21 protein-coding genes and 1 riboswitch are annotated in these 26,946 nt (G+C 68.5%); of the genes, 14 read left to right on the forward strand and 7 right to left on the reverse strand.

What is annotated here, in order from left to right; genetic code table 11:
* The first annotated feature begins 28 nt into the window (after window positions 1-28).
* The 8 genes from FJ887_RS01400 to poxB all read left to right on the forward strand — a co-directional run bounded on the left by FJ887_RS01400 (window position 29) and on the right by poxB (window position 12,772).
* Window positions 29-1,492: a DUF3375 domain-containing protein gene (locus FJ887_RS01400; RefSeq protein WP_137824480.1), complete on the forward strand. Its 1,464-nt coding sequence runs from the start codon at window positions 29-31 to the stop codon at window positions 1,490-1,492.
* Complete coding sequence (locus tag FJ887_RS01405) at window positions 1,489-2,331, forward strand: DUF4194 domain-containing protein (protein WP_249356553.1); 843 nt, start codon at window positions 1,489-1,491, stop codon at window positions 2,329-2,331. Before FJ887_RS01400 ends, FJ887_RS01405 begins: the two co-directional genes overlap by 4 nt.
* The gene (locus tag FJ887_RS01410) at window positions 2,328-5,966 is read left to right on the forward strand and encodes an ATP-binding protein (protein ID WP_137824481.1); all 3,639 of its coding nucleotides are present in this window, start codon (window positions 2,328-2,330) and stop codon (window positions 5,964-5,966) included. The genes FJ887_RS01405 and FJ887_RS01410 overlap by 4 nt, the downstream gene beginning before the upstream one ends.
* A 52-nt stretch (window positions 5,967-6,018) precedes the next feature.
* A complete protein-coding gene (locus FJ887_RS01415) occupies window positions 6,019-7,362 on the forward strand; it encodes a Wadjet anti-phage system protein JetD domain-containing protein (protein ID WP_137824482.1) in 1,344 nt (447 codons plus the stop codon).
* Between the two features lie 177 nt (window positions 7,363-7,539).
* Window positions 7,540-8,937, forward strand: a complete 1,398-nt coding sequence (locus FJ887_RS01420; protein ID WP_137824483.1) for an MFS transporter — start codon at window positions 7,540-7,542, stop codon at window positions 8,935-8,937.
* A gap of 96 nt (window positions 8,938-9,033) precedes the next feature.
* Entirely contained in the window at window positions 9,034-9,516 is a 483-nt protein-coding gene (locus FJ887_RS01425; RefSeq protein WP_137824484.1) for an MmcQ/YjbR family DNA-binding protein, read from the forward strand.
* A 7-nt stretch (window positions 9,517-9,523) separates the two neighbouring features.
* Window positions 9,524-10,687 (forward strand): MFS transporter, encoded by a 1,164-nt coding sequence (locus tag FJ887_RS01430; protein WP_137824485.1) that lies wholly within the window; start codon window positions 9,524-9,526, stop codon window positions 10,685-10,687.
* A 369-nt stretch (window positions 10,688-11,056) separates the two neighbouring features.
* The gene (poxB, locus tag FJ887_RS01435) at window positions 11,057-12,772 is read left to right on the forward strand and encodes a ubiquinone-dependent pyruvate dehydrogenase (RefSeq protein WP_137824486.1); all 1,716 of its coding nucleotides are present in this window, start codon (window positions 11,057-11,059) and stop codon (window positions 12,770-12,772) included.
* A gap of 264 nt (window positions 12,773-13,036) precedes the next feature.
* Here the strand turns inward: poxB and ribH are convergent, their stop codons facing one another.
* From ribH to ribD, 4 genes are all read right to left on the reverse strand, one after another.
* Complete coding sequence (ribH, locus tag FJ887_RS01440) at window positions 13,037-13,504, reverse strand: 6,7-dimethyl-8-ribityllumazine synthase (RefSeq protein ID WP_137824487.1); 468 nt, start codon at window positions 13,502-13,504, stop codon at window positions 13,037-13,039.
* Window positions 13,505-13,697: 193 nt separating this feature from the next.
* Entirely contained in the window at window positions 13,698-15,023 is a 1,326-nt protein-coding gene (gene ribB / locus FJ887_RS01445; RefSeq protein WP_137824488.1) for a 3,4-dihydroxy-2-butanone-4-phosphate synthase, read from the reverse strand.
* Window positions 15,016-16,026 carry a riboflavin synthase gene (locus FJ887_RS01450; protein ID WP_249356556.1) on the reverse strand — a complete coding sequence of 337 codons (1,011 nt, stop codon included), beginning with the start codon at window positions 16,024-16,026 and terminating at the stop codon, window positions 15,016-15,018. The genes ribB and FJ887_RS01450 overlap by 8 nt, the downstream gene beginning before the upstream one ends.
* A complete protein-coding gene (gene ribD / locus FJ887_RS01455) occupies window positions 16,023-17,057 on the reverse strand; it encodes a bifunctional diaminohydroxyphosphoribosylaminopyrimidine deaminase/5-amino-6-(5-phosphoribosylamino)uracil reductase RibD (protein WP_249356561.1) in 1,035 nt (344 codons plus the stop codon). The genes FJ887_RS01450 and ribD overlap by 4 nt, the downstream gene beginning before the upstream one ends.
* 111 nt (window positions 17,058-17,168) lie before the next feature.
* Window positions 17,169-17,298: riboswitch (FMN riboswitch) on the reverse strand.
* A 170-nt stretch (window positions 17,299-17,468) separates the two neighbouring features.
* On the opposite strand from ribD, the gene FJ887_RS01460 reads away from it, so the two are divergent.
* From FJ887_RS01460 to FJ887_RS01480, 5 genes are all read left to right on the forward strand, one after another.
* The gene (locus FJ887_RS01460) at window positions 17,469-17,984 is read left to right on the forward strand and encodes a MarR family winged helix-turn-helix transcriptional regulator (protein ID WP_137824489.1); all 516 of its coding nucleotides are present in this window, start codon (window positions 17,469-17,471) and stop codon (window positions 17,982-17,984) included.
* Window positions 17,981-19,285 carry an MFS transporter gene (locus FJ887_RS01465; RefSeq protein WP_137824490.1) on the forward strand — a complete coding sequence of 435 codons (1,305 nt, stop codon included), beginning with the start codon at window positions 17,981-17,983 and terminating at the stop codon, window positions 19,283-19,285. The genes FJ887_RS01460 and FJ887_RS01465 overlap by 4 nt, the downstream gene beginning before the upstream one ends.
* Before the next feature lie 203 nt (window positions 19,286-19,488).
* The gene (locus tag FJ887_RS01470) at window positions 19,489-20,061 is read left to right on the forward strand and encodes a DUF805 domain-containing protein (RefSeq protein ID WP_137824491.1); all 573 of its coding nucleotides are present in this window, start codon (window positions 19,489-19,491) and stop codon (window positions 20,059-20,061) included.
* A gap of 440 nt (window positions 20,062-20,501) precedes the next feature.
* Entirely contained in the window at window positions 20,502-21,341 is an 840-nt protein-coding gene (locus FJ887_RS01475; RefSeq protein WP_137824492.1) for an ATP-binding cassette domain-containing protein, read from the forward strand.
* Window positions 21,342-21,420: 79 nt separating this feature from the next.
* Window positions 21,421-23,598: a YhgE/Pip domain-containing protein gene (locus FJ887_RS01480; RefSeq protein WP_137824493.1), complete on the forward strand. Its 2,178-nt coding sequence runs from the start codon at window positions 21,421-21,423 to the stop codon at window positions 23,596-23,598.
* A gap of 158 nt (window positions 23,599-23,756) precedes the next feature.
* On the opposite strand, the gene FJ887_RS01485 is transcribed toward FJ887_RS01480, so the two are convergent.
* Both FJ887_RS01485 and FJ887_RS01490 read right to left on the reverse strand, forming a co-directional pair.
* Window positions 23,757-24,479: an AAA family ATPase gene (locus FJ887_RS01485; RefSeq protein ID WP_171006959.1), complete on the reverse strand. Its 723-nt coding sequence runs from the start codon at window positions 24,477-24,479 to the stop codon at window positions 23,757-23,759.
* Between the two features lie 47 nt (window positions 24,480-24,526).
* Complete coding sequence (locus FJ887_RS01490; protein WP_137824495.1) at window positions 24,527-25,126, reverse strand: LysE/ArgO family amino acid transporter; 600 nt, start codon at window positions 25,124-25,126, stop codon at window positions 24,527-24,529.
* 69 nt (window positions 25,127-25,195) lie between these two features.
* Between FJ887_RS01490 and FJ887_RS01495 the strand changes: the two genes are divergently transcribed.
* The gene (locus FJ887_RS01495; protein ID WP_137824496.1) at window positions 25,196-26,191 is read left to right on the forward strand and encodes an ArgP/LysG family DNA-binding transcriptional regulator; all 996 of its coding nucleotides are present in this window, start codon (window positions 25,196-25,198) and stop codon (window positions 26,189-26,191) included.
* Between the two features lie 81 nt (window positions 26,192-26,272).
* On the opposite strand, the gene FJ887_RS01500 is transcribed toward FJ887_RS01495, so the two are convergent.
* Window positions 26,273-26,854 carry a TetR/AcrR family transcriptional regulator gene (locus FJ887_RS01500; protein ID WP_137824497.1) on the reverse strand — a complete coding sequence of 194 codons (582 nt, stop codon included), beginning with the start codon at window positions 26,852-26,854 and terminating at the stop codon, window positions 26,273-26,275.
* Window positions 26,855-26,946 lie beyond the last annotated feature (92 nt).

The following is a 26,946-nucleotide window of genomic DNA, read 5'->3' on the forward strand; positions in this document are numbered from 1 at the left end:
CCCGGCACCGCGCGGGACAATGGAGGCCATGTCCGCTCTGTCCTCCGCGCTCGCGTTCCGTCGCCTCATCGACGACAACGCGACCCTGCGCATGCTGCGGGCCGACAACCTCGCGATCATGGCCGCAACCCTGGGCGGCCTCCTCGGCAGTCCGGGCAGCCGCCTGTCCACCGACGACGTCCACGAGGCGATCGACGCCGACCTCGAAGAGCTGCGCGACCACTTCGACCTCGGCACCCGCACGGCGAAGGCCTACTGCGACGATTGGCGCCGGGCCGACATCATCATCCGCCGCCCTGCCACCGGCGCCCGCGGCGAGACCTACGAACTCTCCGCGGCCGGCTTCGACGCGATCCGCATCCTCGAACAGCTGCGCACCCCGCCCCGCACAGCCACCGAATCCCGCCTCGTCGCCCTTGCCCAGGCCGTCCGCCAGCTCGCGATCGACACCGACCCCGACACCTCACGGCGCCTGCGCTCCCTCGAAGCCCAACGCGACCGCATCGACGCCGAGATCGCCCGCGTCCGCCGCGGCGACGCGATGTCGACCACGCTCGACCGCAGACGCGCAGGTGAGAGGGTCAGCGACATCCTCGGCCAGGCCCAGGGTCTGCCCGCCGACTTCGCCCGCGTCCGTGCCCGCTTCGAAGAGCTCAACCACGACCTGCGCACGAGCATCCTCAGCTCCGAGGACGCCCAGACCCACGTCCTCGACGATATCTTCCGCGGCGTCGACCTCATCGAATCCTCCGACGAGGGCCGCACCTTCACCGCGTTCTCCGGACTCGTCCGCGACCCCGAACAGTCCTCGGCCTTCGACGACGACGTCTCGGCGATCCTCGACCGCGACTTCGCCCGCTCCCTGCCCCTGGCCACCCGACGCACCCTGCGCGGACTCATGCGCGACATGAAGGACGGCAGCCGCGAGGTCCACAGCGCGCTGTCCGACTTCGCCCGCGGCCTGCGCCGCTACGTCCACTCCCACGAATTCCAGCGCGACCGTGTCATGCGCACCCTCCTCCAAGACGCTCTCGCCGAGGCGGTGCCCGCCGCCCAGCAGCGCAAACCCTACGCGGACTCCGGGGTCGCCCTCGATCTCTCGACCGTGCCGATCTCCTCGCTCGGCGAGGTCACGCTGCACGACCCGGACGAATTCGACGCCGGCGTCGCCCTGAGCGCCGCCGGCGAATCGACCGTCGACCTCGGCGAGCTCATCCGCGTCGCCCGCGAATCCGAGATCGACTTCACCGAACTCACCGACAACGTCAACACCGCACTGGCCGGTGCCACCGACATCACCGTCGCCGAGGTGCTCGACCGCTTCCCCGCCAGCCAGGGCCTGGCGAGCGTGGTCGGGCTGGTCTCGCTGGCGACCACCCACGGCACCGTCGACCCCACCACCGCCGACGTCCTCACCTGGACCGGCACCGACGGTGTGCCCCGCCGCGCGGCGACCCACCGCTGCCTCTTCACGAAGGAGATCCCCGTTTGAGCCAGGACGATCTGCACCGGGAGGAGATTCCGGCCGGCACCGAGGCGACCGCGACCGCCCGGGACGACGTGACCTCCCCTCGCACGGAGTTCGCCGATCCCGACGAGCAGCCGCTCGACGATCGGCCCGCCGGGACCGGTCTGTGGTCGGGTGACACCGGTGCCCTCCACGAACGCACCCGCCGCGTCCTCCTCGAACTCCTCAAAGGCCCCTACGTCTCCGGTGCCCAGAACCCCGGCCTGTGGGCCGCGCTCATCGCCGATGAGACGAGTGTGCGCTCGCGCCTCCACGAACTCTTCCTCGACCTCGTCATCGACCCCGTCGACGAATTCGCGTTCACCCGGAAAGTCGTCACCGAGGAGATCGACGTCCCCAGCGCGGTCCGCAGCGAACGGCTCACCTTCATCGACACCGCGATGCTCCTCGTCCTCCGCCAGCTCCTCCTCGCCGCCCCCGGGGAACGGCGCGTCATCGTCGGCAAGGACGAGGTCTACGACTCCCTGATGATCTACCGCACCGGCGACGAATCGACGTTCCTCCGCAACCTCAACGGCGCGTGGGCGCGGATGTCGAACCGGCTGCGCGTCCTCCACAAGGTCGGCGACGAGCGCTTCGAGATCTCCCCGATGGTCCGCTTCCTCATCGACGAGGACCGCGTCCGCGAACTCGCCGCCACGTACCGGCGCATCGCCGCCGGCGAGGACGGCGGAGCCGGCGACGGTGATGAGGGAAGCGCCGAGGCGGTCGATCCTGCCCCAGACCCCGACACCACAGACCCCGACATCCCTGACCCCGACACCTCAGACCCCGACACCACCACCGAGGAGGACGCGGAATGAACGAGACCGACCTCCTCTCGATCCTGCCCGAGGACGCCCGCGGCTCGGTCTTCGACGGCGTCCCCGAACCCGACGCCGAGGTCACGGCCGCGCTGTCGGGGCAGTGGCGGCTCAGCCGCATCCAGCTCGCGAACTGGGGCACCTTCGACGGGGAGATCCACACGATCCCCGTCTCCCGGCAGGGCCAGCTCATCACCGGACCCTCCGGTTCCGGGAAGTCGTCGCTGCTCGACGCGATCGCCTCGGTGCTCACGCCCGACAAATGGCTGCGCTTCAACGTCGCCGCCCAGACCGCGGGCGCGCGGACCGAGCAGCGGAGCATCATCAGCTACGTCCGCGGGGCCTGGACGCGGATGACCGACGCCGAGGAGGACCGCGTCGTCAGCCGCTACCTGCGCCCGCACGCGACGTGGAGCGGCATCGTCCTGCGCTTCGAGAACGAGATCGATCCGCCGGTGACGCTCGCCCGCCTGTTCTTCGTCAAGGGCAGCGGGACGAAGAACTCCGACGTCTCCGACCTCTGCCTCCTCGACCGCTCCGGCATCGACCTGGCTGACCTGCAGGAATACGCGCTCGGCGGGATCCAGACCCGGGCGCTCAAGGCCGCCCACCCCGACGCCGTCATCACCTCGAACGGCGCCCACGGCCGGTTCTACGCCCGGATGCGCTCGCTCTTCGACATCGAACACGAATCCGCGCTCCAGCTCCTCCACAAGACGCAGTCGGCCAAGCACCTCGACAGCCTCGATCAGCTCTTCCGCGAGCACATGCTCGAACCGCCGGCGACCTTCGCCCTCGCCGACACCGCCGTTGATGAGTTCGGCGACCTCAAGGACGCCCACGAACACGTCGTCCAGCTCCGTCACCAGCGCGATCACCTCCTCGACCTGCGCGACGCGGCGACCAGATACGACACCGCGCACGCCGCCGTCGCCGAGGTGCGCGAACTCGCCGCGAGCGTCATTCCGTTCCAGAAGCGTCGGGAGCTCGACCTCCTCGACGCCGAGCGCTCGACCCTTGATGAGCGCATCGCCACCCTCGACGCCGAGGCCGACGACGCCGACCGCACCCTGCGCGCCGCCGCCGACGACCTCAAGCGGGCCGAGCGCGCCGCCCTCGAGCTCGGCGGGTCGGAGACCGCGTTCCTCCACGAGAAGATCCGCGCCGGGGAGGAGACCCGCCGGACCGCGAAGAACCGCTGGGAGTCCCTGCGCACGCAGTTGAGCGAGGCGGGCATCGACGACGCCCCGACGACCGCCGCCGAGTTCGCCGAACTCCAGGCCGAGATCGCCCGCATCCTCGACGGATCAGAGGCCCCGGCGGGCCCGAGCCACGCCGACCACGACCGGTTCTCGAAAGCCCGCGCCCGCGTCGCCGCCGCCGAAGCCGCGATCACCGCCCTGCGCCGCAGCGGCACCACCGTGCCCGGTCATCTCCTCGAGGTGCGCACGATGCTCGCCGAGGCGGTCGGCCTGCCCGAATCCGCGCTGCCCTTCGGCGCCGAGCTCATCGAGGTCAAACCCGAGCACGCCGCGTGGACGGGGGCGATCGAACGCGTGCTCCGCCCGCTCGCGCTCACGCTCCTCGTCCGCTCCGACCACCTCGGCACGGTCCGATCCTGGGTCGACTCGCACCGGATCACGACCCGCCTCGTGTTCGAGGAGGTGCCGCAGACCGCTGCCTCCCCGCGCCCCGCGAAGAGCTCGATCTCCCTGGTCAACCGGGTGCGAGTGGCGGAGACCGGGGTCGGTGAGTGGGTGAGCTGGGCACTGTCGGAGCGCTACGACTACGCGTGCGTCGACCATCTGTCCAAGATGGACGACCACGTCAAGGCCGTGACGATCAACGGTCAGATCAAGACTTCGCGCACCCGGTACGAGAAGGACGACCGGCGCCGCATCGACGACCGTTCGCAGTGGGTGCTCGGGGACCGGGACGCGAAGCTCGAGGCCCTCATCGACGAACTCAATGCCGCCGAGGCGGACCTGCAGGCCGTGCGCACGATCGTCGAGACCGCCGAGGCCGACGTCGCGAAGGCGAACGAACGCCGGGGCCTCCTCGCCGGAGTCCGCCGACAGACGTGGCGCGACATCGACACCGACGGGGCGCAGAAGGAGATCGACACCCTCCAGGCGCGCCTCGACGAGCTCATGGCCGGCGACAGCGACCTCCAGGCCGCCAACCGCGCCCGCGACGAGGCGGAGACCGCCCTCGACGATGCGCGCACCCGCGCCGACGACGTGAGCTTCCGGCTGCGCACCGCCCGCGCCACCCGCGACGGCCTCGCCGCCGCGGCCGACGCCCTGCGGGAGGCGATCGCCGCCGGCGAGTACCCGGAGGTCTCAGCGGCCGTGGGCACGGCGCTCGAGGAGCGGTTCCGGGCGGTCAGGCGCAAGATCACCCGCGACATCCTCGGCGACGTCGGACAGGCCGTCATGACCCAGCTGCAGGACGAACGGGACGCCGCCGCGGACCGGGCGACCGGGGCCGGACAGGACGTCACCCGGCTGGCAGCGCAGTTCCAAGCGGCCTGGCCGTCCGCCTCGGCGAACCTCACCTCCGACGTCGAGGACCGGCAGGGCTTCCTCGACATGCTCGCCGAGATCCAGGCCCATGGTCTGCCCGAGCACGAAGGACGGTTCCTCGACCTGCTGCGGAAGCGCTCGCGGGATCTCATCGGTGAGCTGCGCGGGGAGATCCTCGGGGCGCCGCGGGAGATCCAGGACCGCGTCGACCCGGTCAACTCCTCGCTGCAGCGGTCGGAGTTCGACACGGATCGCTTCCTCCACCTGCGCGTGAAGACCCGGCGGAGTGAGACGGTCAAGGCGTTCATGCGGGACCTCGCGACGATCTCCGAGGGCAGCTGGGGTGATGAGGACCTCGAGACGGCGGAGATGAAGTACGAGCTCCTCGCCGACATCATGCGCCGGTTCGCCTCGAGCGAGCACATCGACCGCGTGTGGCGTACACAGTGCCTCGACACGCGGCTGCACGTGACGTTCCTCGCCGAGGAGCTCGACCGCGACGGCACCCCGCAGGCGACGTACGATTCCGGGGCGGCGATGTCGGGCGGGCAGCAGCAGAAGCTCGTCGTCTTCTGTCTCGCGGCGGCACTGCGCTACCAGCTCGCCGATCCGGACGAACCGGTCGCGAAGTACGGCACGATCATCCTCGACGAGGCCTTCGACAAGGCGGATTCGCGGTACACGCGGATGGCGCTCAACATCTTCGTCGAGTTCGGCTTCCACATGGTGCTCGCGACCCCGCAGAAGCTCCTCCAGACGATCGAGCCCTACGTCGGCGCCGCCGCGGCGATTGACAACCCCACCCGCGCGAAGTCCGTCGTCGCGAACATGGTGTGGGAGACCGACGGGGATGGTGCTGTTGGGAAGGATGCTGGTGACGATGCCGACGGGGAGGGTGCTGATTCCGGCGCCGAGGCGGGGGAGGGCAACCCTGTCCTCGTCGAGTCCGGTGCGGCGGCCGAATCGGGTGCAACCGTGGAACCGGGTGTGAGCACCGAGGCCGATAAAGGCGCTGAGACTGATGAGGCTGCGGAGACGGTCGCGACAGCAGACGCTCTCGCGACAGGGGAGGCCATCGCGACCGGAGACGACGGGGTCGGCAGTCGATAGGGGTGCGAGCCGGGCTCGATTCGTTGCGGACAGTGCTCGGTAGGGTGAGGCCATGATCGATGTCGCCGAGGCGCGCCGGCTCGCCGAGAAGCGCCTGCGCACCCGGATGGGCCAGTGGGCAGGGGAGCAGGCGGTCCTCGCCGAGGTCGACGCTGTCCATGGCGGACGACCCGCCGAGGCGGAGCACGGCTCACCGGCATTCGAGCTCGGGCTCAAACCGCCGACCGAGAATCAGGTCTTGCGCGACCTCGCCGGCGCTGAGGCCTGGGTGCGGTCGTGGCGGGCCGCTGCGGCCGCACACCCTCTCGACCTCGACTGGCAGTCCCGTGCGTGGAAGTCCGTGGGCAGGCAGGACGTGCCGGTGCGGGTGCGGTTTCCGATGCCGGACGATGTTGCGGTGTTCGTCGGCGGAGGTGCGGAGCGTGACTGGCGGCGGCTCTCAGCGCGGGTGCGCGCGATCCGACAGCGGTGGCCGCAGACGAGCGGGCACTCCGCTGTTCCCGGCAGCGACGGCGTTCCCGAATCTGAGGGTGCCGAGACGACCGTGGGACCGGACGGGGTCGCAGAGGATCCGACTGAGGTCTCGGCTGCGGGCGAGTTCACGGCCGCTGCGCACGGCGGCGCGGGGGATCCGGGTGAGTTCACGGCAGTCGTGAGATCGCTGGCCAGGCGTCTTCTCGAACTCGGTGACGACGAGTTCGCCCAGGTCATCGATGTCGTCAGCTGGCTGGCGGAGAATCCGCTCGGCACGATGCGGCCTCGACAGCTGCCGATCCGCGGCGTCGACTCGAAATGGTTCGGCACGCACCGGGGACTTGTCCGCGCTCTGCTCTCACTGACGGGTGTCTCGGGTGGGCTCGACATCCTCGACGCCGAGGCGCATGTGCGGTTGCGTCTCCTCGACCCGGCGATGGCGCTCGGTCCGCTGCGGGACCTCGCCGCCCCGGTCGACCAGCTGGCCCGGCTGGACCTCAAGCCGCGGACCGTGCTCATCGTCGAGAATCTCGAATCGGTGCTCGCCTTGCCCGATCGTCCCGGCACCGTCGCGATCCACGGATCCGGCTACACGGTCGGGGTCGTGGCACGGTTGGGATGGGCCGCCTCGGCGAGGGTCGTCTACTGGGGCGATCTCGACTCGCACGGATTCGCCATCCTCAACCGCCTGCGGGCGCATCTGCCCGGGGTGGAATCGCTGCTCATGGACGAGGACACGCTGCTGGCCCACCGCGATCTGTGGGTGCGGGAACCGACGCCGCATCGCGGGAGCCTGCCGGGCCTCACCGGGTCGGAGCGGCGGGCGCTCGACCGACTGCGCTCCGAAGGGGATGTGCGACTCGAGCAGGAGCGGATCCCCTGGGACACGGCGCTCGCCGCCGTCGACGCGGCGCTGCGCTGATTCCGCGCTGCACTGATTCGGCCCCGGGGAGCCGCCTGCCGTGGGCGCTCTTCTCTTGGCCCCTGCCTGAATGATTCCGACGTCTCAACGTCGTGTAGCGTATCTCGAGGTTCAATGAATGCAGAGTGAACCACAACGGAACAATCGGTGAACTTCGGATAGGTGACGATAATCGGCATGAGCGACGTCAAGGCAGTGCAGGAGCGGCGGAAGTCCGGGTGGAATTGGCTCGCGGCACCGGGTCCCGCACCGCGGCTGCCGGAGGAGACGATCACACGACGCTATCCGCGGCTGCGAGGCCAGGTCTTCGTCGGGATCTTCGTGGGCTACGCGGGCTTCTACCTCATCCGCAACAACGTGCCGCTGGTGGGCAGCCTGCTCATCGATGAGGGCCGCATGAACGCCGTCGGCTTGGGCATCATCGCGAACGTCGCCCTCATCGCGTACGGCTTCTCGAAGTTCTTCTCCGGGATCGTCTCCGACCGTTCGAACGCCCGTCTGTTCCTGCCGATCGGGCTGGCGCTCTCGGCCGTCGCGAACCTGCTCCTCGCCGGTGTGCCGGTGTTGTCGTCATCGATCGCGATGTTCGCGACCGTCATGTTCGTCAACGGCTGGGTGCAGGGTATGGGGTGGCCGCCCAGCGGCCGTGTCCTCGTCCATTGGTTCTCCACCAGTGAGCGGGGAACCAAGACATCGATCTGGAATGTCGCGCACAACGTGGGCGGCTTCTTCGTCGGAGTCCTTGCCGCGCTCGGACTGCAGCTGACCGGAGATGACTGGCGCTCGGTCTTCTGGCTGCCGGCGATCGTCGCTCTCGTCATCGCCTTCATCGCTTATCTGCTCATCCGCGACACTCCTGAGTCGCAGGGTCTCCCGCCGATCGAGGAGTACCGTGACGACCCGGCCAAGGTGGACGCCGACGACGTCGAACAGGAGTCGCTGAGCACGTGGAAGGCGATCGAGAAGTACGTGCTGCGCAACCGCACGATGGTGCTGTTGGCCCTCGCGAACGTCTGCGTCTATGCACTGCGCTACGGGATTCTCACCTGGACTCCCGTCTACCTGTCCGAAGTCCGGCATGCCAGCTTGACCGGAGGCATTGCCGGGTTCTCGCTATTCGAGCTTGCGGGAATCGTCGGAACGCTTCTGTGCGGATGGCTCTCCGACAGGGTGTTCCGCGGGAACCGATCGGTCACCGGCATCGTGTTCATGATCGGCGTGGCTGCGGCGACCGCTGTGTACTGGCTGGCGCCGGCTGGTGTTCCGCTGTGGATTCCGCTGGTGACGGTCACAGTCATCGGCGGACTCATCTACGGGCCGGTCATGCTCATCGGACTCCAGGCACTTGACCTGTCTCCGCGTCAGGTGGCGGGGACGGCTGCCGGGTTCACCGGTCTGTTCGGGTACGTGCTCGGAGCCACGATGGCCTCAAGCGGAGTCGGCCTCGTCGTCCACCACTTCGGCTGGGACGTCACCTTCGCTCTGCTCATTGCGCTGTGTCTCATTGCGGTGGTCTTCCTCGCCATCATCAACAAGGACGAACGGCGCACTATCCGCGAGCATCAGCGCCGCTGACCGTGCGGGTCGCCTCGCGGAGGCCACAGTGTTCTCGCGTCTTCGTTCGTTGGACAGGACGGAACCCGTGTCATCGCCCTTTGCTAGCATCCACGCATGGACTCGGTGACCGTGCTTCGACTCGCCCACGACCAGGCGGTGCAGTATCCGTCCGTCGTCATCGAGCACCCTTTCGGGCCCGAGTACGCGGTGTTCAAGGTCCGCGGCAGAATGTTCATGATGCAGTACGAGCTGCGCGGAGTGCCGAGCATGAACCTGAAGATCGACCCGCTCGACGGTGAGGTGCTGCGCGACGCCTACGCGGAGATCACGCCCGGTTATCACATGAACAAGCGGCACTGGATCACTGTTTGCGGTGCCGACGGAACCGACACGGGAGCCGGCGGCGGAACCACCGGCGACGGCGGTGGCGATGACGGCGGAGCCGGGACCGACCCGGGGACCACCTCGGCGCGGGCGGCTCTCGATGAGGACCTCCTCCACGATCTCGTCCTCGAGTCGTACTGCCTCGTCGTCGCGAAGATGCCGCGCCGGGATCGGCCGGTCGACCCGGCGACCTTCGGCGGCAGAGAAGCGTGAGGGAGGTGTGACGGACAGACCTCGGGGCGGCCTCGTCGGGCTGTGCATCGCCGAACTCGTCTGCTGGGGACTCCTCTACTACTCGCTGCCCGTTGCGGTCACCCCGATCTCGGCGGACACCGGGTGGAGTGAGACGACGGTGACGGGTGCACTGACGATCGGTCTCATCGTCTCGGCGGTCGCCGGGGTGCGCGTGGGACGCCTCCTCGACGCGCACGGACCGCGGACGATCATGGCGACCGGCACGGGCATCGGCGTCGCGGCCCTCCTGCTCGTCGCGGTGGCACCGAATCTGCCGGTGTTCTACGTGGCGTGGGCGCTCGCGGGCTTCGCTCAGGCGACGACGCTCTACCCGCCGGCTTTCGCCGTCGTCACCCGCTGGTACGGGGCTCAGCGCGTCAGACCGCTGACGATGCTCACGCTCGTCGGCGGACTCGCCTCGACCGTGTTCGCGCCGATCATCGCGTGGCTCATCGGCACGGTCGGGTGGCGGCCGACCTACCTCGTCCTCGCGGGCATCCTCGCCGTCATCGCCCTGCCCGTCCAGCTCATCTTCCTCAACGCACGCTGGACCGACGACGCCGCCGCGCGGTACCAGCGCCCCTCCCGGGCCGAGATCCGCGCGGTCACCCGCAGCCCGCGCTTCATCATCCTGCAGCTGGCCGTGGCACTTGCGACGTTCGCCCTCTTCGCGGTGACGATCAACATCATCCCCGTCCTCATCGAACGCGGTGCCGCCTACGGTCTCGCGGCGATCGCGCTCGGTCTCGTCGGCTTCGGTCAGGTCGCCGGCCGCTTCGGGTACCCGAGCATCGAACGGCACACGAGCGCACGTTCCCGCACGGTGCTCCTCTTCGCCGCCGGCGCAGTGGGCCTGTGGCTGCTCGCGCTCGTGCCCGGACCGCTCTGGCTCATCATCGGCATCGCGATGATCACCGGCGGCATCCGCGGCTGCATGACGCTCTTCCAGGCGACGGCGGTCTCCGACCGGTGGGGTACGGCGAACTTCGGGGCCGTCAACGGCGTCTTCGTCGCCCCCATCACCGTGGGCACGGCACTCGCCCCGGTCGCGGGCCCGGCTCTGGCCGACCTCCTCGGCGGATATTCGCTCATGGCGATCGCCATGGCGGCACTCCTCACCGCCGCCACCGCCCTGTCGGCGCGGACGTGAACGGGTGTCGCGGTGCCTGCCCAGAAACGAGTGATGTCCTGCTTGAGATGCGGCAGGATCGATGTGTCGGACAGCGGCCACGTACGTGAAACGTGTAAAACAATCGCGAAACTTTTACACGTTCCACTGACATGGAAACTCGCTTTACACGTTGCCGGAGGCACGCAGAGCGGCAATCACCCACCGACGCGGTCGACGATCACACGCAGCCGACAAGCCTCTTCACCGCGTGTGACGCACAACCGATCCTGTCGCCACACTCACAGTTCCGCGGCTGCGGCCCCAGTCTAGACTGGCACCAGCAGTCCACGCCTCGCACCGGGGCAGATGCCAGAGCTTCGGTGCTCGTGTTTCCACGGAAGGAGCACCATGCCCACCGTCGCCAGAAACATCGTCGACACACTCGTCGCGAGTGGGGTCAAGCGCGTCTACGGAATCCCCGGTGACTCGCTCAACGGATTCACCGACGCTCTGCGCGTCAATCCCGAACTCGAATGGGTCCACGTCCGCCACGAGGAGGGCGCGGCGTTCGCCGCCAGCGGCGAGGCCGCCCTGACCGGAGAGCTCGCCGTCTGCGCCGGCAGCTGCGGTCCCGGCAACCTCCACCTCATCAATGGTCTCTACGACGCTCAGCGCTCCCGCGTCCCGGTCCTCGCGATCGCCGCGCACATCCCGAGCGAAGAGATCGGTTCGAACTACTTCCAGGAGACCCACCCGACGGAGATCTTCCGCGAGTGCAGCGTCTACGCAGAACACGTCGCCCACCCCTCGCAGATGCCGCGCCTATTGCGCATCGCGATGCGTGAGGCCATCGAGAAGCGCGGCGTCGCCGTGCTCGTCATCCCCGGCGACGTCGGCCTCGCCGACATCGACGCCGCCGCCGAGGAGATCAAGTTCTTCCCCTCGCACGTCACCCCGGCCGAACCGCTCATCGAGGACGCAGCCGCCGCCCTCAACCGGAGCAAGAAGGTGACGATCCTCGCCGGCGCCGGCACCGAAGGCGCCCACCCCGAGCTCCTCGCGATCGCCGACGCCCTCCAAGCGCCGATCGTCCACACGATGCGCGGCAAGGAGTTCGTCGAGTACGACAACCCCTACGACGTTGGCATGACCGGTCTGCTCGGCTTCTCCTCCGGCTACCATGCCCTGAAGTCGTGCGACACGCTGCTCATGCTCGGCACTGACCTGCCCTACCAGCAGTTCTACCCCGACGAGGCGACCGTCATCCAGGTCGATGTGCGCGGGTCGCAGATCGGCAAGCGGACGAAGGTCGACATCGCGCTCACGGGCACCGTCGCCGACACCATCAACGCCCTGCTGCCGCTGATCAGGACCGGCCGCAGCAGCTCGTTCCTCAAGACGGCGACGAAGCACTACGCGAAGACCCGCAAGGATCTCGACGAGCTCGCCACGCCGTCGAAGCGGACCATCCACCCGCAGTACCTGACGAAGCTCATCGACGAGGCGGCCACCGACGATGCGGTGTTCATCCCCGACGTCGGCTCACCCGTCGTGTGGGCGGCCCGGTATCTGACGATGAACGGCAAACGCCGCCTCATCGGCTCCTTCAGCCACGGGTCGATGGCCAACGCCCTGTCCCAGAGCGTCGGTGCGCAGGCCGCCTACCCGGGGCGGCAGGTCATCGCGCTGGCCGGCGACGGCGGCCTGGCGATGCTCCTCGGCGAGCTCATCACCCTCACCCAGAACGACCTGCCCGTCAAGGTCGTCGTCTACAACAACTCCTCGCTCAACTTCGTCGAACTCGAGATGAAGGCGGCCGGGTTCGTCACCTTCGGCACCGACCTGGAGAACCCCAACTTCGCCACCATCGCCGAGGCGGTCGGCATCAAGGGATTCCGCGTCGAGAAGTCGAAGGACCTCCCATCGGTCGTCACCGAGTTCCTCAACCACGACGGGGCTGCGGTCCTCGACGTCACGACCGAGCGCCAGGAGCTCTCGATGCCGCCGTCGATCACCGCTGAGCAGGCGAAGGGCTTCGCGCTCTACGCCATCCGCACGGTGCTCTCGGGCAAGGGCGACGAACTCATCGACCTCGCGCGCACGAACGTCCGGCAGCTGTTCTGACGCCCGGAGTCGCCGCCGGTCGGTGAGACCGCGCGGCGGCGGTGTTCCTGCGGCGTCGGTGTTCCGGCGGCGGCGTTCCGGCGGCGGCCGTGCAGAGTCGAGGACGCAGAGTGTCGAAATCCGAATCGGAAATCGTCACTCTGCGTCCTCGACTTCTCACTTGAGGTGCCTTTCGCGACCTGCGCGGGTGGTGTGACGCTCCGAGGGTGGTTTATCGCTGCGCGGGTGGCGTGACGCTCCGCCGGGTGCGCCGGGTGCGGCGGGTCAGACCGGGTAGTCCGCCAGCGCCGAGGCGGTTGCCAGGGCCGCGGTCATCGCTTCGTGTCCTTTGTCCTCGCGAGAGCCCTCGAGTCCCGCGCGGTCCCTGGCCTGTTTGTCATTGTCGCAGGTGAGCACTCCGAAGCCGACGGGTTTGCGGGAGTCGAGGGCAACTCGGTTCAACCCATCGGTCGCCGCCGAGCACACGTAGTCGAAGTGCGGGGTGCCGCCGCGGATGACGACGCCGAGGGCGACGACGGCATCGAAGCTCTCGATGACGCGGGCTGCGGCGACGGGCAGTTCGAAGCTGCCGGGGACGCGGATGAGCGTCGTCGTCGCCTGTGCCTCCGCGGCCGCGCGCTCGGCGCCGGCGACGAGTCCGTCCATGACCTCCGTGTGCCAGGACGCCGCGACGATCGCAACGTTGAGGCCGGTGGCGTCCAGGGTGATGTCGGGTGCTCCGTGATGTGCCATGAGTGATGCTCCTCAGTGGTGGGTCTCGATGTGGTGAGTCGGCCGGTGAGTCGACAAGTCGTGAGTCGACACGTCGTGAGCCGAAAGGTTGCGGTTCGGGCCGGTGGTGAACCGGCTGGTGGTGAGTCGGGTCAGTGGTCGATGGGTGGGCCGCTGCCGCGCCGACGACGGCGCGGTGCAGGTGCGTGGGCGCTCAGCACGCGAGGTGGAGCGTGTGGTGCATGCGGGTGCGCTTCGTCTCGAGGTACTTCGAGTTCTCCGGCCGCGCGGGGATCTCGAGCGGCACGACCGCCTCGACGGTGATCCCGAGGTCGGCCAGCGCCTGCGTCTTCGCCGGATTGTTCGTCAGCAGACGGATCCGGGTCAGCCCCATCTCGGTGAGGATCGCCGCGGCCGCCCGGTAGTCCCGGGCGTCGTCGCTGAGCCCCAGTTCGAGGTTGGCATCGACGGTGTCGAGCCCCGAGTCCTGGAGGGCGTAGGCGCGGATCTTGTTGCGCAGTCCGATCCCACGGCCCTCGTGTCCGGTGAGGTAGATGACCGCCCCGCCGTCCTCGGCGATCGTCTGCAGCGCCTGATCGAGCTGCTCACCACAGTCGCAACGATGCGACCCGAAGACATCCCCGGTCAGGCACTCCGAATGGACGCGCACGAGGGGAGCGGGGCTCTCCGACTCATCCGCGGGGCCGTCGATGTCGAGTCCGGTGTAGACGCCGAGGTGGTCGAGCCCGTCGACGGTGAATGCCCGTGCCGTGAAACGGCCGTAGCGCGTCGGCAGCGGGACCTCTTGGGAGGCCTCCGCGGTCGTTTCGGGGCCGACCGGCCCGAGCCCCACAGGTCCGACCTCGGCCGACGCGGCAGCCGGACCGTCGGCGTCCTCGCCATCCTCGTCGAGGTAGGCGATGAGCTGTTCGATCGAGACCATGACGAGGCCGTGCGCATCGGCGAACTCGCGGAGGGCGTCGAAGCGCATCATCGAGCCGTCGTCGTGGACCACCTCGGCGATCATCGACACCGGACGGGCCCCGGCGAGGCGCGCGAACTCGACGCCGGCCTCGGTGTGACCGGGCCGCTCACGGACTCCGCCGTCCTTCGCCACGAGCGGGAAGACATGACCGGGGCGGGTGATCGCGGCAGGGTCGGGGGTCTCGGCGGCGAGCACCCGGCCGGTCAGCGCACGTTCGGCCGCGCTGATGCCCGTCGTCACTCCGACGGCGTCGCAGCTGATCGTGTACGCCGTGCCCTTGGGGTCCTCGTTCGCAGCGACCATGGGCGGCAGGTCGAGCGCGGCCGCCCGTGCGGCCGTCATCGGGGCGCAGACGACGCCCGAGCTGTGCCGCACGATGAAGCCCATCGTCGCCGCGTCGGCGAACTCCGCGGCGATGATGAGGTCGCCTTCGTTCTCGCGGTCCTCGTCATCGACGACGACGATCGGGCGGCCCGCGGCGATCTCGGCGATCGCGCGGGAGATCGTGTCGAGCCCGGCGGTGGGCTCGCCGAGCGGTGCAACGGTCTCAGTCATGATCGGCTCCTTGTGGTGCAGGGGTGGTGACAGGGATGGGATTGCTCATCGACGGCGCCGAGGCGACCGGTGGTTCCGTGGTGGCCGCGGTGTCTGCGGACGCAGTCGTCGCAAGCGGCCGGGGCGTCGAAGCGTCAGGGGCGGTGAAGGAGAGGAGTCGCGCGGCGTACTTCGCGATGACGTCGACCTCGACGTTGACAGGGTCGCCGACCTGGAGACGGCCGAACGTCGTGTGCGACAGCGTCGCCGGGATGAGGCCGACCTCGACCCAGGCGCGCGGGGTGCCCTCACCGTCCGAGATGCCGTCCTCAGCGTGAACACTCTCTGCGTGAACACCGGCCGCAGGCGGGACGGCCTCGGAGACCGCCGTGAGAGTGAGGGAGACGCCGTTGAGCGCGATCGAGCCCTTGACCGCCGTCAGCGGTGCGAGGTGGGCGGGGATGCCGATGCGCAGGGTCGTCCACTCGGCGTGGTCGGTGCGGGCGATGACCTCGCCGAGGCCGTCGACATGGCCCTGGACGATGTGCCCGTCGAAGCGACCGGCCGCCGGGGTGCAGCGCTCCAGGTTGACTGGGTCGCCGGGAGTCAGCGCACCGAGCCCGGTCAGCCGCAGGGTCTCACCCATCACCTCGGCGACGAAGGTGCCCTGCCCCGAAGCCGAGGTCTCTGAGGCGGCGGGCTCCGCGCCCACGGACACGACGGGCTCCGCAGCCGCGGCCTCACCCGCAGACACGGCGTCGCCTCCGCCCGCGGCCTCGCCCCCGGCTGAGCCGACGTCGCCTCCGGCGGTCGGTTCGACGACCGAGGTCAGGCACACGCCGTTGACGGCGAGCGATCCGCCTGGCGGCAGATCGGCGACGACGTCACCGGCGGCGATGGTGAGCACTGCCGAGTCCTCGTGTGTGGTGAGGTCGACGACGGTGCCGATGCCCTCGATGATTCCGGTGAACACGGGTTCCTCCTGTGGTCGAAACGGGTGGTGGACGGCGAGCGGGGCGCTCATGGGCTGCTCGTCGTGAAGTGGAGAAGGACGTCGGGCCCGAGCACGGACACCGCCGGGACCGCGGTGTCGTCGGGGATGAGCCCGACCGCCTCGGTGAGGGTGGGGATGTCGAGCCCGCGGATGCCAGGCAGGCCCTCCCCGAGGAGGAGCGGAGCCTGATAGCAGTACACCTCGTCGACGACGCCGGCGGAGAAGAACGCACCGAGCACCTGCGGCCCGCCCTCGATGAGGAGGTGCCGGATTCCGCGGGCGGTGAGCTCGGCGAGCACGACCTCGACCTCGCGGGTGCGCACGTGGATGGTGGCGGGGTTGGTCGCCAGCGATGAGTCGGGTGCGAGGTCGCGCAGGCCCATGACGACGGGGATCGGCTGCGGGTCGAGGAGCTCCCCGTCCTCGTCGCGGGCGCTCAGCCGCGGATCGTCGTCGGCCGCCGTGCCGGTGCCGACGAGGATCGCGTCGACCTCGGTGCGCAGACTGTGCGAATGGATCCGGGAGGCCGCCGAGGTGATCCACCGGCTCGTGCGATCCGCGGCGGCGACCTTCCCGTCGAGGCTCTGGGCGATCTTCGCCGTGACGAACGGACGCCGCTGCGCCGTCGCCGCTCGCCAGCGGGCGTTGAGGTCGGCCGACTCCTCGCTGCCGAGGCCCGAGCGGACCCGGACCCCCGCCTCGGCGAGGATGGCCCCACCGCCCCCGGCGGGTTCGGTCGTGTCGGGGAGCGCAAAGACGACGTCGGGGATGCCGGCATCGAGGATCGCCTGCGTGCACGGCCCGGTCCGACCGGTGTGCGCGCACGGTTCGAGCGTGACGAACAGCGTCGAGGTGGTCAGATCGATGCCGTGACGCTTCGCCGTGGTGATCGCGTCGACTTCGGCATGCGGGGTGCCGGCGCCGAGGTGGCGGCCGGTGACGATCTGCCCGTCGGCGGCGCGGACGGCGGCCCCCACCAGGGGGTTCGCGCCGCGGCGTCCGTCGCGGGCAGCGGTGAGTGCGGCGGACATCGCCGCGTGGTCGTGGGCGGGTGCGCCCATGAGAAAACCTCCCGAGCCGATGCCGGGAGGGAGGAGCGTGCGGGTGCAGCCATCGCGGTTCGCGGGCGTCTGCGTGGTGCGCTTGCCAGCGCTGACACGACGACCGCGGTCGCCATGTTCCTCCCATCCAGACTCTTACTGTCGGTCTCGGAATCTCACCGAGTCAGCCGATCGCGTTCGACGCGTTCGGGTCGCGGACTGTCACCGCCGGCACGGAATTTCACCGTCCCCGGAACATGTTGGGATCAGGCTAGCACGCCGCCGATCGGCGGTCCTATGGCGTCCGTCACGTGGACCGGGCCCGCGGAGCGGTGGTGCCGACCTCTCGCCGAGGCGGTGGTGCGGGAAAGCGCAGTCACGTGCCGTGGGACGAGGTTGCATATAAATATAACCTAGGTATATACATGAGTTATGGAAGATGTGGATCCCGAGGAGATCGTCAAAGGTCTCGTCGTCGTCTCCTCACGCCTGACCAGGGCGTTCAGGAGGCTCATCGGCAATGAGAGTGAACTCGTCACTCTGCGCGCCCTCGCTGTCGTCGAGCAGTATCAGCCCGTGCGCGTCGGTCACTTCGCGCAGGGCTACCTCAGCTCGCAGCCGGCCGCGACGAAACTTCTCGCGCGGCTCGAGGACGACGGGCTCGTCGTCAGAGAGGCGAGTCCCACCGATCGCCGGGCGTCGCAGTTCTCGCTCACGGACGAAGGTCGGGCCAGGCTCGCGGTCAACCGCGAGATCATGGTCGACCAGATGGTGCCTTACTTCGAGGCGCTCACCCCTGAGGACCGACTCAGCGTGCACCGGGCGCTGCGACTCGTCGGCGACTACCTGCGCAATGAGCACCCTGTCGACACCGACGACGCCCCCGACGGATCCCCATCAGCCGACATCAGCACCACCAACGGAAAGGACGCACGGTCGAAGAGATGAGAGCAGCAGACGGAGACACCACACAGGACGAAGCGAAGCAGGGATCCATCCTGCGCCAACCGAAAGCGGTGTGGGCGGTGGTGTTCGCGTGCATCATCGCGTTCATGGGCATCGGCCTCGTCGACCCCATCCTTCCCGCCATCTCACGTGAACTCGATGCCAGCCCGGCGCAGTCGATGCTGCTCTTCACGAGCTACCTCTTCATCACCGGCGGCATGATGTTCTTCACGAGCTTCATCTCCTCGCGCATCGGTGCGAAGACGACGCTGCTCATCGGACTCATCCTCATCGTCGCGTTCTCCGCGCTCGCCGGTCTCTCCGGCAGCGTCGACCAGATCATCGGCTTCCGCGCCGGATGGGGTCTGGGCAATGCGCTCTTCATCTCCACCGCTCTGGCCACCGTCGTCGGGGCCGCCGCGGGCGGTGCGGACAAGGCGATCATCCTCTACGAGGCTGCGCTCGGCGTCGGCATCGCCACCGGTCCGCTGCTCGGCGGCGTCCTCGGCGGAATCTCCTGGCGCGGACCGTTCTTCGGCACCGCAGTGCTCATGGCCATCGGCTTCATCGCCATCCTCATCCTGCTGCCGAACTCGAAGACCGGCGGGCAGGCGCTCCAGACCTCACGTGAGCCGGTCAGGCTGAGCGCGACCTTCCGTGCGCTCGCCCACCCCGGAGTCGGCGTCGTCGCCGTCGCCGCACTGCTCTACAACTTCGGCTTCTTCATCCTCCTCGCCTACAGCCCGTTCCCGGTCGAGGCAGCCGCCGCGGCCGCCGGCATCGAGAACTTCGGAGCGATGGGCCTCGGCTACGTGTTCTTCGGGTGGGGCATCTGCCTGGCGATCACCTCGGTGTTCGGCGCACCCCTGCTCACGCATCGCCTGCGGCGGCGCAAGAGCCTCATCACCGCTCTCATCGTCCTCGCCGTGCTCCTCGTCGTCATGTCGTTCCTCGCCGAGTCGTTCATCGGGCTGATCATCTGCGTCATCGTCGCCGGACTCATCCTCGGCGTGCTCAACACGGTGTTCACAGAATCGGCCATGGAGGTCAGTGATCTCCCGCGGCCGGTGGCCTCGGGCTCGTACTCGGGTGTGCGGTTCCTCGGCGGTGCGGTCGCCCCGATCGTCGCCGGCGCCGTCTCCGAATCGCTGGGTGCAGGCTCTCCTTACCTCTTCGGCGCTGCGGCGGTCGTGCTCTCGATCCTCGTGCTCGCCTTCGGGTGGAAGGCGCTGCGCCGGATCGACGGCCACATCGACGAATCCCCCGTCGATGAGGCCTACGCCATCACCGGCGGAGACGCCTGACCCCTCGCAGTTCCCGGACGGTGCATGCCGTCGTCGCCCGTCACCGGAGAGGCCACCGCTGCCTCTCGGGTGACGGGCGACGGCTGTCTGTGGCAGATCCGAAACACGATTTCTCCGTCATTCATCGCAGTCAGGTGTAAGAATGGTGAGAACAAGGCGCCCGTCACCGTGGCGGCGCTTCACCCCTCGACCAGGAAGCCATCATGACTTACGACGCGAACAACGCCTACGGGTCCGGTGCGGAGAATGCTCCCGGCGCCGGATACGGACCGGGAGCTGCCTTCGGAGCCGACCTCGATGGCGCCAAGAGCCCCGACGATCTGTCCCGCCCCCTCTACGGAGCCACTTTCGGCCAGGCCGTCCGTCGCTTCTGGAAGAAGTTCTCGGTCTTCTCGGGCCGGGCTTCGCGCAGCGAGTACTGGTTCGCCTACCTGTTCCAGGCGCTCGTCATGCTCATTCCGGCAATCCTCTGGACCGTCGGCCTGTCGATGGTGGCGGCGACGGCGGCGAGCAGTTCGTACTCGCCCTACGGCACGCCGACGGCCGAGCCGAATCCGGCTGGCTCCACGCTGGCCCTGATCGGTGCCATACTCGTCGTCATCATCGCCCTGGCGTTCCTCGTCCCCAACCTGGCGATCAGCTGGCGGCGACTCCACGATGCCAACCTCGCCGGACCGTTCTGGTTCCTCAACCTCATTCCCAGCGTCGGCAGCCTCATCGTCCTCGTGCTGATGATTCTGCCGTCGAAGCCGGAAGGTCGACGCTTCGACACGTGAGCGTGATCCGGTTTCGCCGAGCGGCCGGTCTGCGCAGGATTCATCCTGCGCAGACCGGCCGCTTCGCTGTGTCGGGCCTCGGCTGCGGTGTTCAGGCACAGCCGGTGCATTCGGGTGGATCGCCTCGCCGCGCGTCGGTTGCGGCAGCTATCGCCGGCACCCACCGCTCGAGCCATCTCAGGCGTCCACCGCTCGAGCCATCTCAGGCACCCACCGGCTCGAGTGTGTCCTTGAAGACATCTGCCCGCATGATCTGGCCGATTCCCAGGTTCGAGTCGTATAGTTACTTACTGGTAACATTCCGCGGCTGCATCCGCCGCACCAATCGCCATAGAGCCAAGGCCGCATGTTTGCCGTAATGTGCTGACAAGCAGGCAGCGCGGTCCGCTGGCATCGGCATGATCGAATGACGCTTGCGAGACATGTGAGGGAGCAGGACAATGCAGAGCGATTCGCACACGCTCGCGGCCCCGACCGAGGTCGACCGTGCGGCAGTGACCCTGCGCGACTGGGGGATGTCGGGCAAGCAGGGCCCGGTGTTCTCCGACATCGACCTCACCGTCGCCAGCGGATCGCTGGCGATCATCCGCGGAGCGGCGGGCTCCGGCAAGACCTCGCTGCTGCTGTCGATCGCAGGACGGATGCGCGTCGACTCCGGTGAGGGCCACGTCTTCGACCTCAACATCCGCAGACAGGCCCGCGCGGTCCGCGAAACCGTGTCGATCGGGCACGTCGCCGGACTGACGGACCTCGAGAACGACTTCACGGTCGCCCAGCACATCGCCGAACGCCTCATCATGCTCCAGCCCTGGTACAAGCCGTGGGTGTCGAAGAAGTCCCTGCGGGAGGTCATCGACGTCATCAGGGAGACCTTCGACTCCGCCACCGAGGTGATCGGCCGCCTCCCGAAGGACACGTTCACCTCGAGTGACGCCAAGAGCGCTGACTTCCTCGTCGACGCCGACGGTGACACCTTCGTCTCCGAACTCAGCGAGCTGCAGAAGTTCCTCCTCGAGTTCGGGCTCGCCTCCCTGGCCCAGAAGCCCGTCATCGTCATCGACAACATCGACTTCCTCCGGGAACGTGAGGACCGTGCCCGCGCATGGGCCGCTCTCCTCATCTACCAAGAGCTGCGCCGGGAGCGGGACCCGGAGAAGCCGCTGACGCTCATCGTCACGTGCGAGGATTCCTCGGACATCGATCTCGCCTTCGACCAGCTCTCCACCCAGGTGCATCCCGCCTCGGTGACCGAACTCAACCTGACCCCGCAATCCTCCTGACCTCAGCTCCATAGACCCGGCAGGCCCCGGTCTGCGCTCGACCTTCGGCACCACAGATTCTTGTGAAGGTGATTCTTCGATGTTCTCCCTCCCCTGGCTCGAACTCACTCGGTTCAAACGTCACACGATCACGCGTCTGGCGATGATCGTCGTCGCCGTCATTCCCGCGATCTACGGCGGGCTCTACCTGGCGTCGAACTGGTCGCCGACGGACAACATCGACCGACTCCAGGCCGCTGTCGTCAACGAGGACACCGGTGCGGAGAAGCCGGACTCCGACGGTGAGCGGCTCAATGCCGGCGACGAACTCGTCGACAAGATCACCCCGAAGGGCGAAGGCGGCTTCGACTGGCAGGAGACCTCGCTGCAGGAAGCCAATGAGGGGCTCGCCGACGGCACGTACTTCGCGATCCTCGAGATCCCCTCGAACTTCTCGCAGCGCCTCGTCTCCACCGGCGGTGACGACCCCGAGCAGGCGGGACTCGAACTGCGCACCGATGATGCCCATAACTTCATCGTCGGGCAGCTCGCGGGCACGGTGCTCTCCGAGATCAAGGCGGGACTCAACGAGACGACGACGGCCGAGTACGTCTCCCAGGTCTACGTCGGCTTCAACGACATCCAGTCCTCCATGGTCAAAGCCGCCGACGGCGCCTCCGACCTCCACGACGGCGCCGTCGAACTCCACGACGGGTCGGGCAAGCTCGCGAAGGGCGCGCACGATCTCGACAAGGGAGTCGGCGATCTCCAGAAGGGGATCGGGGACCTCGACGACGGCGCGGGCAAGCTCGCGAAGGGTGCTGGGGACCTCGAGAACGGTGCCGACACGCTCGCCACGGGCACGGGAGATGCCGAGACCGGAGCGAAGAAGCTTGCGAAGGGCGCCGGTCAGGTCGCTGACGGCACGAGCCAGCTGCGCGGCGTCGCCGACGATGCGACCGACAAGGCGGAGGATCTCAAGGGCAAGGCCGACGACCTCGTCGAGAGCGCCCGACCGAAGCTCGACGATGCGGAGAAGGATTTCGAAACCGCGCGGACCTCGGTCCGCGGTGACGTCGCCGATCGCATCGACCAGCTGGAGAAGGACTACCCGGACGATCCGAACGTCCAGAAGCTCGCCGAGGAGGTCGGCACCTTGGGCGACGACCTCGACTCCGCGCACGAGCGGGCGTCGAAGGCCGCCGATGACGCGCGTGGGTTGGAGAAGCCGGTCAAGGATGCCGTCGACGGGGTGATGCAGAAGATCCGGGACGCTGACAAGAAGATCGGCGAGCTCGACGACGGGGCGCAGCAGGTCGCCGACGGTGCCGACGATCTCCACTCCGGTCTCGTCAAGCTCGACAAGGGCGCCAATGACCTCGCCAAGGGTGCCGGCGACCTTCATGACGGCGCCGTCGCACTCAAAGACGGGACGGCGAAGGCGAAGGACGGTGTCGGCCAGCTCAAGGACGGGTCGTCCCAGCTCGCGAAGGGCGCGACCGATCTCGATGAGGGTGCGGGCAAGCTCGACGACGGTTCGGGGGAGCTCGCCGACCAGCTGACGAAGGGCGCCGAGCAGATCCCGACGTATGACAAGCAGGATCGTGAGAAGCGCTCCGATGTCGTTGCGGTGCCCGTCGACGCCGACAAGGTGAAGAACAATGCGGTGGGTACATACGGCGAGGGACTGGCCGCGTTCTTCATCTCACTGGCCCTGTGGATCGGCGGCATGATCACCTACATGGTGCTCAACGCGATTCCGTACCGTGCGCTCGCCTCGACGGCGAAGTCGAACCGCATCGCCTGGGCCGGCTACGTTCCGGGTCTCCTCTTCGGCATCGCGCAGGTCGCCGTGCTCTACGGCGTGCTGTGGTTCGCCCTGGACTTCTCGGCCGGCGCGTGGCTGGGCACCCTGGTGTTCTCGATCCTCATCGCGGCGAGCTTCCACGCCGTCCACCAGCTCTGCGTGGCCGCCCTCGGCGGTGTCGGCAGGCTCATCGCGCTCGTCCTGCTGATGATCCAGATCGCCTCGGCGGGAGGCACCTACCCGGTGCAGACGGCACCGGAGATCTTCCAGATCATCTCGCCGTTCCTGCCGATGACCTACGCCGTGACGGGTCTGCGCACGCTCATCGCCGGCGGGGACATGATCATCGCCGTGCAGTCAGCGGCCGTGCTCCTGCTCATGACGGGGATCTGTCTGCTCGCGACCGTCCTCGTGTGCAGCCGCAAACGGATGGTCACCCTCACGCAGCTCCACCCGAGCCTGTCGCTCTGAGGCGACAGGCCGCGGTGAGGCAGGCCGCGGCACGCCAAACCGCGGTGCGCCAGACGGCGGTGCGCCAAACTGCGGGAACCTCGACCGCGGCCTCAGGCGACCGTCGCACTGACCAGCGCCCGTCCGCTCGAGCCAGGTCTGCTTCGCCACCCGGCGTCTCACTCCTCGTCGAAGTACCGGGTGTACCTTCTCGGCTCGTCGAGGAAGCGGCGCCAGTGCGCGACCATGTCGAGGTCGTCCCAGGTCGAGTCCCGTATGCCCCACTCGCCGAGTTCGACGAGTCGGGCGCCCTCGGCGCTCGCGAGGATGGGGGAGTGGGTGGCCATGACCGTCTGCAGTCCGGCCCGTTCACGCTGCCGGATGAGCTGGAGCAGCGTGAGCGAGGACGTGAATGACAACGCGCTCTCGGGCTCATCGAGGATCCACAGACCGAAGTCGAGGAATGTGCCCTTCAGCGTGTCGACGAACGTCTCGCCGTGTGACCGTTGGGAGAGCTCGAAGCCGCGCGGCGCGCCGATCTCCATGAGGTGCGCCATGCTCTCGTGCATCGTCTCGGCACGGAGGAAGAAGCCCTGCCGATTCGTCGTCGCACCCTTGATGATCTGCAGGTGCTCCGTGAGCACAGGTGTGTCCTCGGCGTGCTCACGCACCTCCCACGCCGAGCCGCCGCCGTGCGGGAGATCGAGCGCGGTGGCGATCGCCTCGATGATCGTCGACTTCCCCGCACCGTTCTCGCCGACGAAGATCGTCGTCGCCTCGAACTCGAACCCCGCGAGGAGATCACCGACCGCCGGGATGTCGGCCAGCCAGTCGGGCAGCTGCGGTGGGGAGTGCGCGTGCGCGGCGACCGACCGCAGCGGGAGGGAGACTCGGGGATCCATGGCACCGAGGGTAGCGCGAACACCTGACACGACCGCCTCGGCGAGGATCAGCCGAGCGCGAGCCGCACGGCGAGGATGACGAGGACGACGGCGATGATGACGTCGAGAACCTGCCACACCCGCGGTCGCGCGAGCCAGCCCGACAGCGCCCGGGCACCGAGGCCGATGCCGAGGAACCACGTGATCGACCCGACCATCGCCCCGAGCGTGAACGGCAGCACGCCGCCGGGGCCCTGCTGGTTGGCGAGGTTGCCGAGCATGACGACGGTGTCGAGGTAGACGCCGGGATTGAGGAACGTCAGGGCGAGCGTCGTCGCGATGACCCCGCGCAGGCCGCGCTGCTCGGTGTCGGCCCGCAGCCCGGTCGCCTCGCGGGCCGATCGCAGGCTCGTCCACGCGAACCACAGGAGGTAGGCCACCCCGAGCCAGCGGAGGATCTCGAGCGCCCACGGTGCCAGCAGGACGATCGCGCCGATCCCCACCGACCCCGCCCCGATGAGGAGGACGTCGGCGAGGATGCAGATCGTGAGGACGACGCCGAGGTGCTCGCGACGGATCCCCTGCCGCAGCACGAGTGCGTTCTGCGGCCCGACGGCGATGATGAGCGACCAGCCTGCGAGGAGACCGCTGAGTGCGTGAGTGACCATATCGCCAGAGTAGGACGATCGGCGAGTGAAGAAAAACAAAACAATCTACATCTGATGCAGAATATCTTCATGAACCTCGATCACGTCAGAGGACTTGCCGCCGCCGTCGACGAAGGCACCGTCGAAGGCGGCGCGTATGTCCTCGGCATCACCGCCTCGGCGGCGAGCCAGCGCATCCGCGCCCTCGAATCCCGGCTCGGCCAGGTCCTCCTCCGGCGGTCCAACCCCGTCACCGTCACCGAGGCGGGCGCCGCGGTCCTCCGCTACGCGCGCCAGGTCGAACTCCTCGAATCCGAGGCGATGGACCGCCTCCACGGCATCGCCGTCGACGCTCCTGACGGCATCGGCACCGGTGAGGCCGGGGCGCGGCGGGAGCCGACCGTGCTGCGCATCGGAGTCAACGCCGACTCGCTCGCCACGTGGTTCCGTCCGATCTTCGCCGAGGCGGCCACGTGGGACGATGCCGTCCTGCGGCTCGTCGTCGCCGACCAGGACAAACTCCTGCCGCTGCTGACGTCGGGGGAGGTGCTCGGGACGATCACCTCGGCGGCCTCGAGTCCGTACGGCACCCGCGTCGAACGGCTCGGCACCATGCGCTACCTCGCCGTCGCGGCCCCTGGTCTGCTCGCCCGGCACGGCTGGACGGGCACGAGCCCCGCGGAGAAGAATGGCGCGAGCCCCGCGTCGGCGAAGGGGGAAGAGGCGTCGTCGGCGAAAACAGGCGACGGTTCCTTCGCCGAGGTGGACCTTGCGACCCTGCCGATGGTCAACTTCGGCAAGGACGACGACCTCCAGCTCGACTTCCTCCGCCGGCACGGAGTGACGACGATGCCGCCGATGTCGGTGGTGCCGAGCTCGGCGGAGTTCGCCGTCGCCGTGGCCTCCGGTGTGGGCTGGGGGATGATCCCGGTCATGCAGCTGAGCGAGATCGACACCGACCTCGTGCCGATCACCGCCGCCCCGGACGTCGACGTTCCGCTCTACTGGCAGCACTGGAAGCTCGCCTCGGAGCGGCTCTCCCGCCTCACCTCGGCGCTCACCCGCGCTGCCGAGCAGATGCGCTGACGCCGGCGTTTCGGGCGGGGTCAGCCTGTCGGAGGAGGTCAGTGCATCGGGCGGGGCCGGTGCCTCGGGAGAAGCCGTGCCTCAGGCGAGGAGTCGGTCGATGAGCCACTTGATGTTCGCGTGCATCTCGTCGACGGTCATCCGGTCCGGGGAGATGATCGAGTGGAGGCCCATGCCGTCGATCGCGGTGAAGAGGATCGTCGCGGCGCGTCCCACCTCGGCGGGATCGAGGTGCCCTTCGTCGGCGAGGACGCCGAGCCAGCGGTGGAGGCAGTCGTAGGTGATCTCATGGGCGTAGTCGAGCAGCGCCTGCGACCCCTCGCGCGGATTCGGTCCGAGCGCGTTGAAGTGCATCGCCAGCCACAGCTCGAGCTGGGCATCGCGGTGCTCGTGTGTCGTGAGGAACTGCGAGAGCACCTCGTAGAGACGCTCGCGGGGTGGGATGCTCGCGTCCTCGATGCGGAAGTCGCTGATGTTCATCTGCATCGATCGACGGGCGACCTCGATGTAGAGATCGGCCTGGGTCGGGAAGTAGTGGCGCAGCGTCGACGCGCCGATCCCCGCCTCCTTCGCGACCGCGCGCACACTCAGCGTCGTCCTGCGCGGTTCGCCGGTCTCCGCGAGGCGGATCGCGGCCTCGATGATCTCATCGCGTCGGGACATCACCCTCCTCTCTTTCGCCTCACTCTACTCAGCAGGTATAGTACAGTGTACTAGTACGCTGTACTAGGATCATCGAGAACCCGCGAGAACGG

Source organism: Brevibacterium sp. XM4083 (assembly GCF_006489205.2).
Taxonomy (GTDB): Bacteria; Actinomycetota; Actinomycetes; order Actinomycetales; family Brevibacteriaceae; genus Brevibacterium.

Excerpts from the sequence above, each read along its gene's own strand:
- FJ887_RS01410 (WP_137824481.1), top strand. The coding sequence starts at position 2,328 with ATGAACGAGACCGACCTCCTCTCGATCCTGCCCGAGGACGCCCGCGGC.
- ribD (WP_249356561.1), bottom strand. The coding sequence starts at position 17,057 with ATGGGCGCACCCGCCCACGACCACGCGGCGATGTCCGCCGCACTCACC.
- FJ887_RS01495 (WP_137824496.1), top strand. The coding sequence starts at position 25,196 with ATGAACCTCGATCACGTCAGAGGACTTGCCGCCGCCGTCGACGAAGGC.
- FJ887_RS01420 (WP_137824483.1), top strand. The coding sequence starts at position 7,540 with ATGAGCGACGTCAAGGCAGTGCAGGAGCGGCGGAAGTCCGGGTGGAAT.
- FJ887_RS01415 (WP_137824482.1), top strand. The coding sequence starts at position 6,019 with ATGATCGATGTCGCCGAGGCGCGCCGGCTCGCCGAGAAGCGCCTGCGC.
- poxB (WP_137824486.1), top strand. The coding sequence starts at position 11,057 with ATGCCCACCGTCGCCAGAAACATCGTCGACACACTCGTCGCGAGTGGG.
- FJ887_RS01485 (WP_171006959.1), bottom strand. The coding sequence starts at position 24,479 with ATGGATCCCCGAGTCTCCCTCCCGCTGCGGTCGGTCGCCGCGCACGCG.
- FJ887_RS01465 (WP_137824490.1), top strand. The coding sequence starts at position 17,981 with ATGAGAGCAGCAGACGGAGACACCACACAGGACGAAGCGAAGCAGGGA.
- FJ887_RS01500 (WP_137824497.1), bottom strand. The coding sequence starts at position 26,854 with ATGTCCCGACGCGATGAGATCATCGAGGCCGCGATCCGCCTCGCGGAG.
- FJ887_RS01475 (WP_137824492.1), top strand. The coding sequence starts at position 20,502 with ATGCAGAGCGATTCGCACACGCTCGCGGCCCCGACCGAGGTCGACCGT.
- FJ887_RS01480 (WP_137824493.1), top strand. The coding sequence starts at position 21,421 with ATGTTCTCCCTCCCCTGGCTCGAACTCACTCGGTTCAAACGTCACACG.
- ribB (WP_137824488.1), bottom strand. The coding sequence starts at position 15,023 with ATGACTGAGACCGTTGCACCGCTCGGCGAGCCCACCGCCGGGCTCGAC.
- FJ887_RS01460 (WP_137824489.1), top strand. The coding sequence starts at position 17,469 with ATGGAAGATGTGGATCCCGAGGAGATCGTCAAAGGTCTCGTCGTCGTC.
- FJ887_RS01450 (WP_249356556.1), bottom strand. The coding sequence starts at position 16,026 with ATGAGCGCCCCGCTCGCCGTCCACCACCCGTTTCGACCACAGGAGGAA.
- FJ887_RS01490 (WP_137824495.1), bottom strand. The coding sequence starts at position 25,126 with ATGGTCACTCACGCACTCAGCGGTCTCCTCGCAGGCTGGTCGCTCATC.
- FJ887_RS01400 (WP_137824480.1), top strand. The coding sequence starts at position 29 with ATGTCCGCTCTGTCCTCCGCGCTCGCGTTCCGTCGCCTCATCGACGAC.
- FJ887_RS01425 (WP_137824484.1), top strand. The coding sequence starts at position 9,034 with ATGGACTCGGTGACCGTGCTTCGACTCGCCCACGACCAGGCGGTGCAG.
- ribH (WP_137824487.1), bottom strand. The coding sequence starts at position 13,504 with ATGGCACATCACGGAGCACCCGACATCACCCTGGACGCCACCGGCCTC.
- FJ887_RS01470 (WP_137824491.1), top strand. The coding sequence starts at position 19,489 with ATGACTTACGACGCGAACAACGCCTACGGGTCCGGTGCGGAGAATGCT.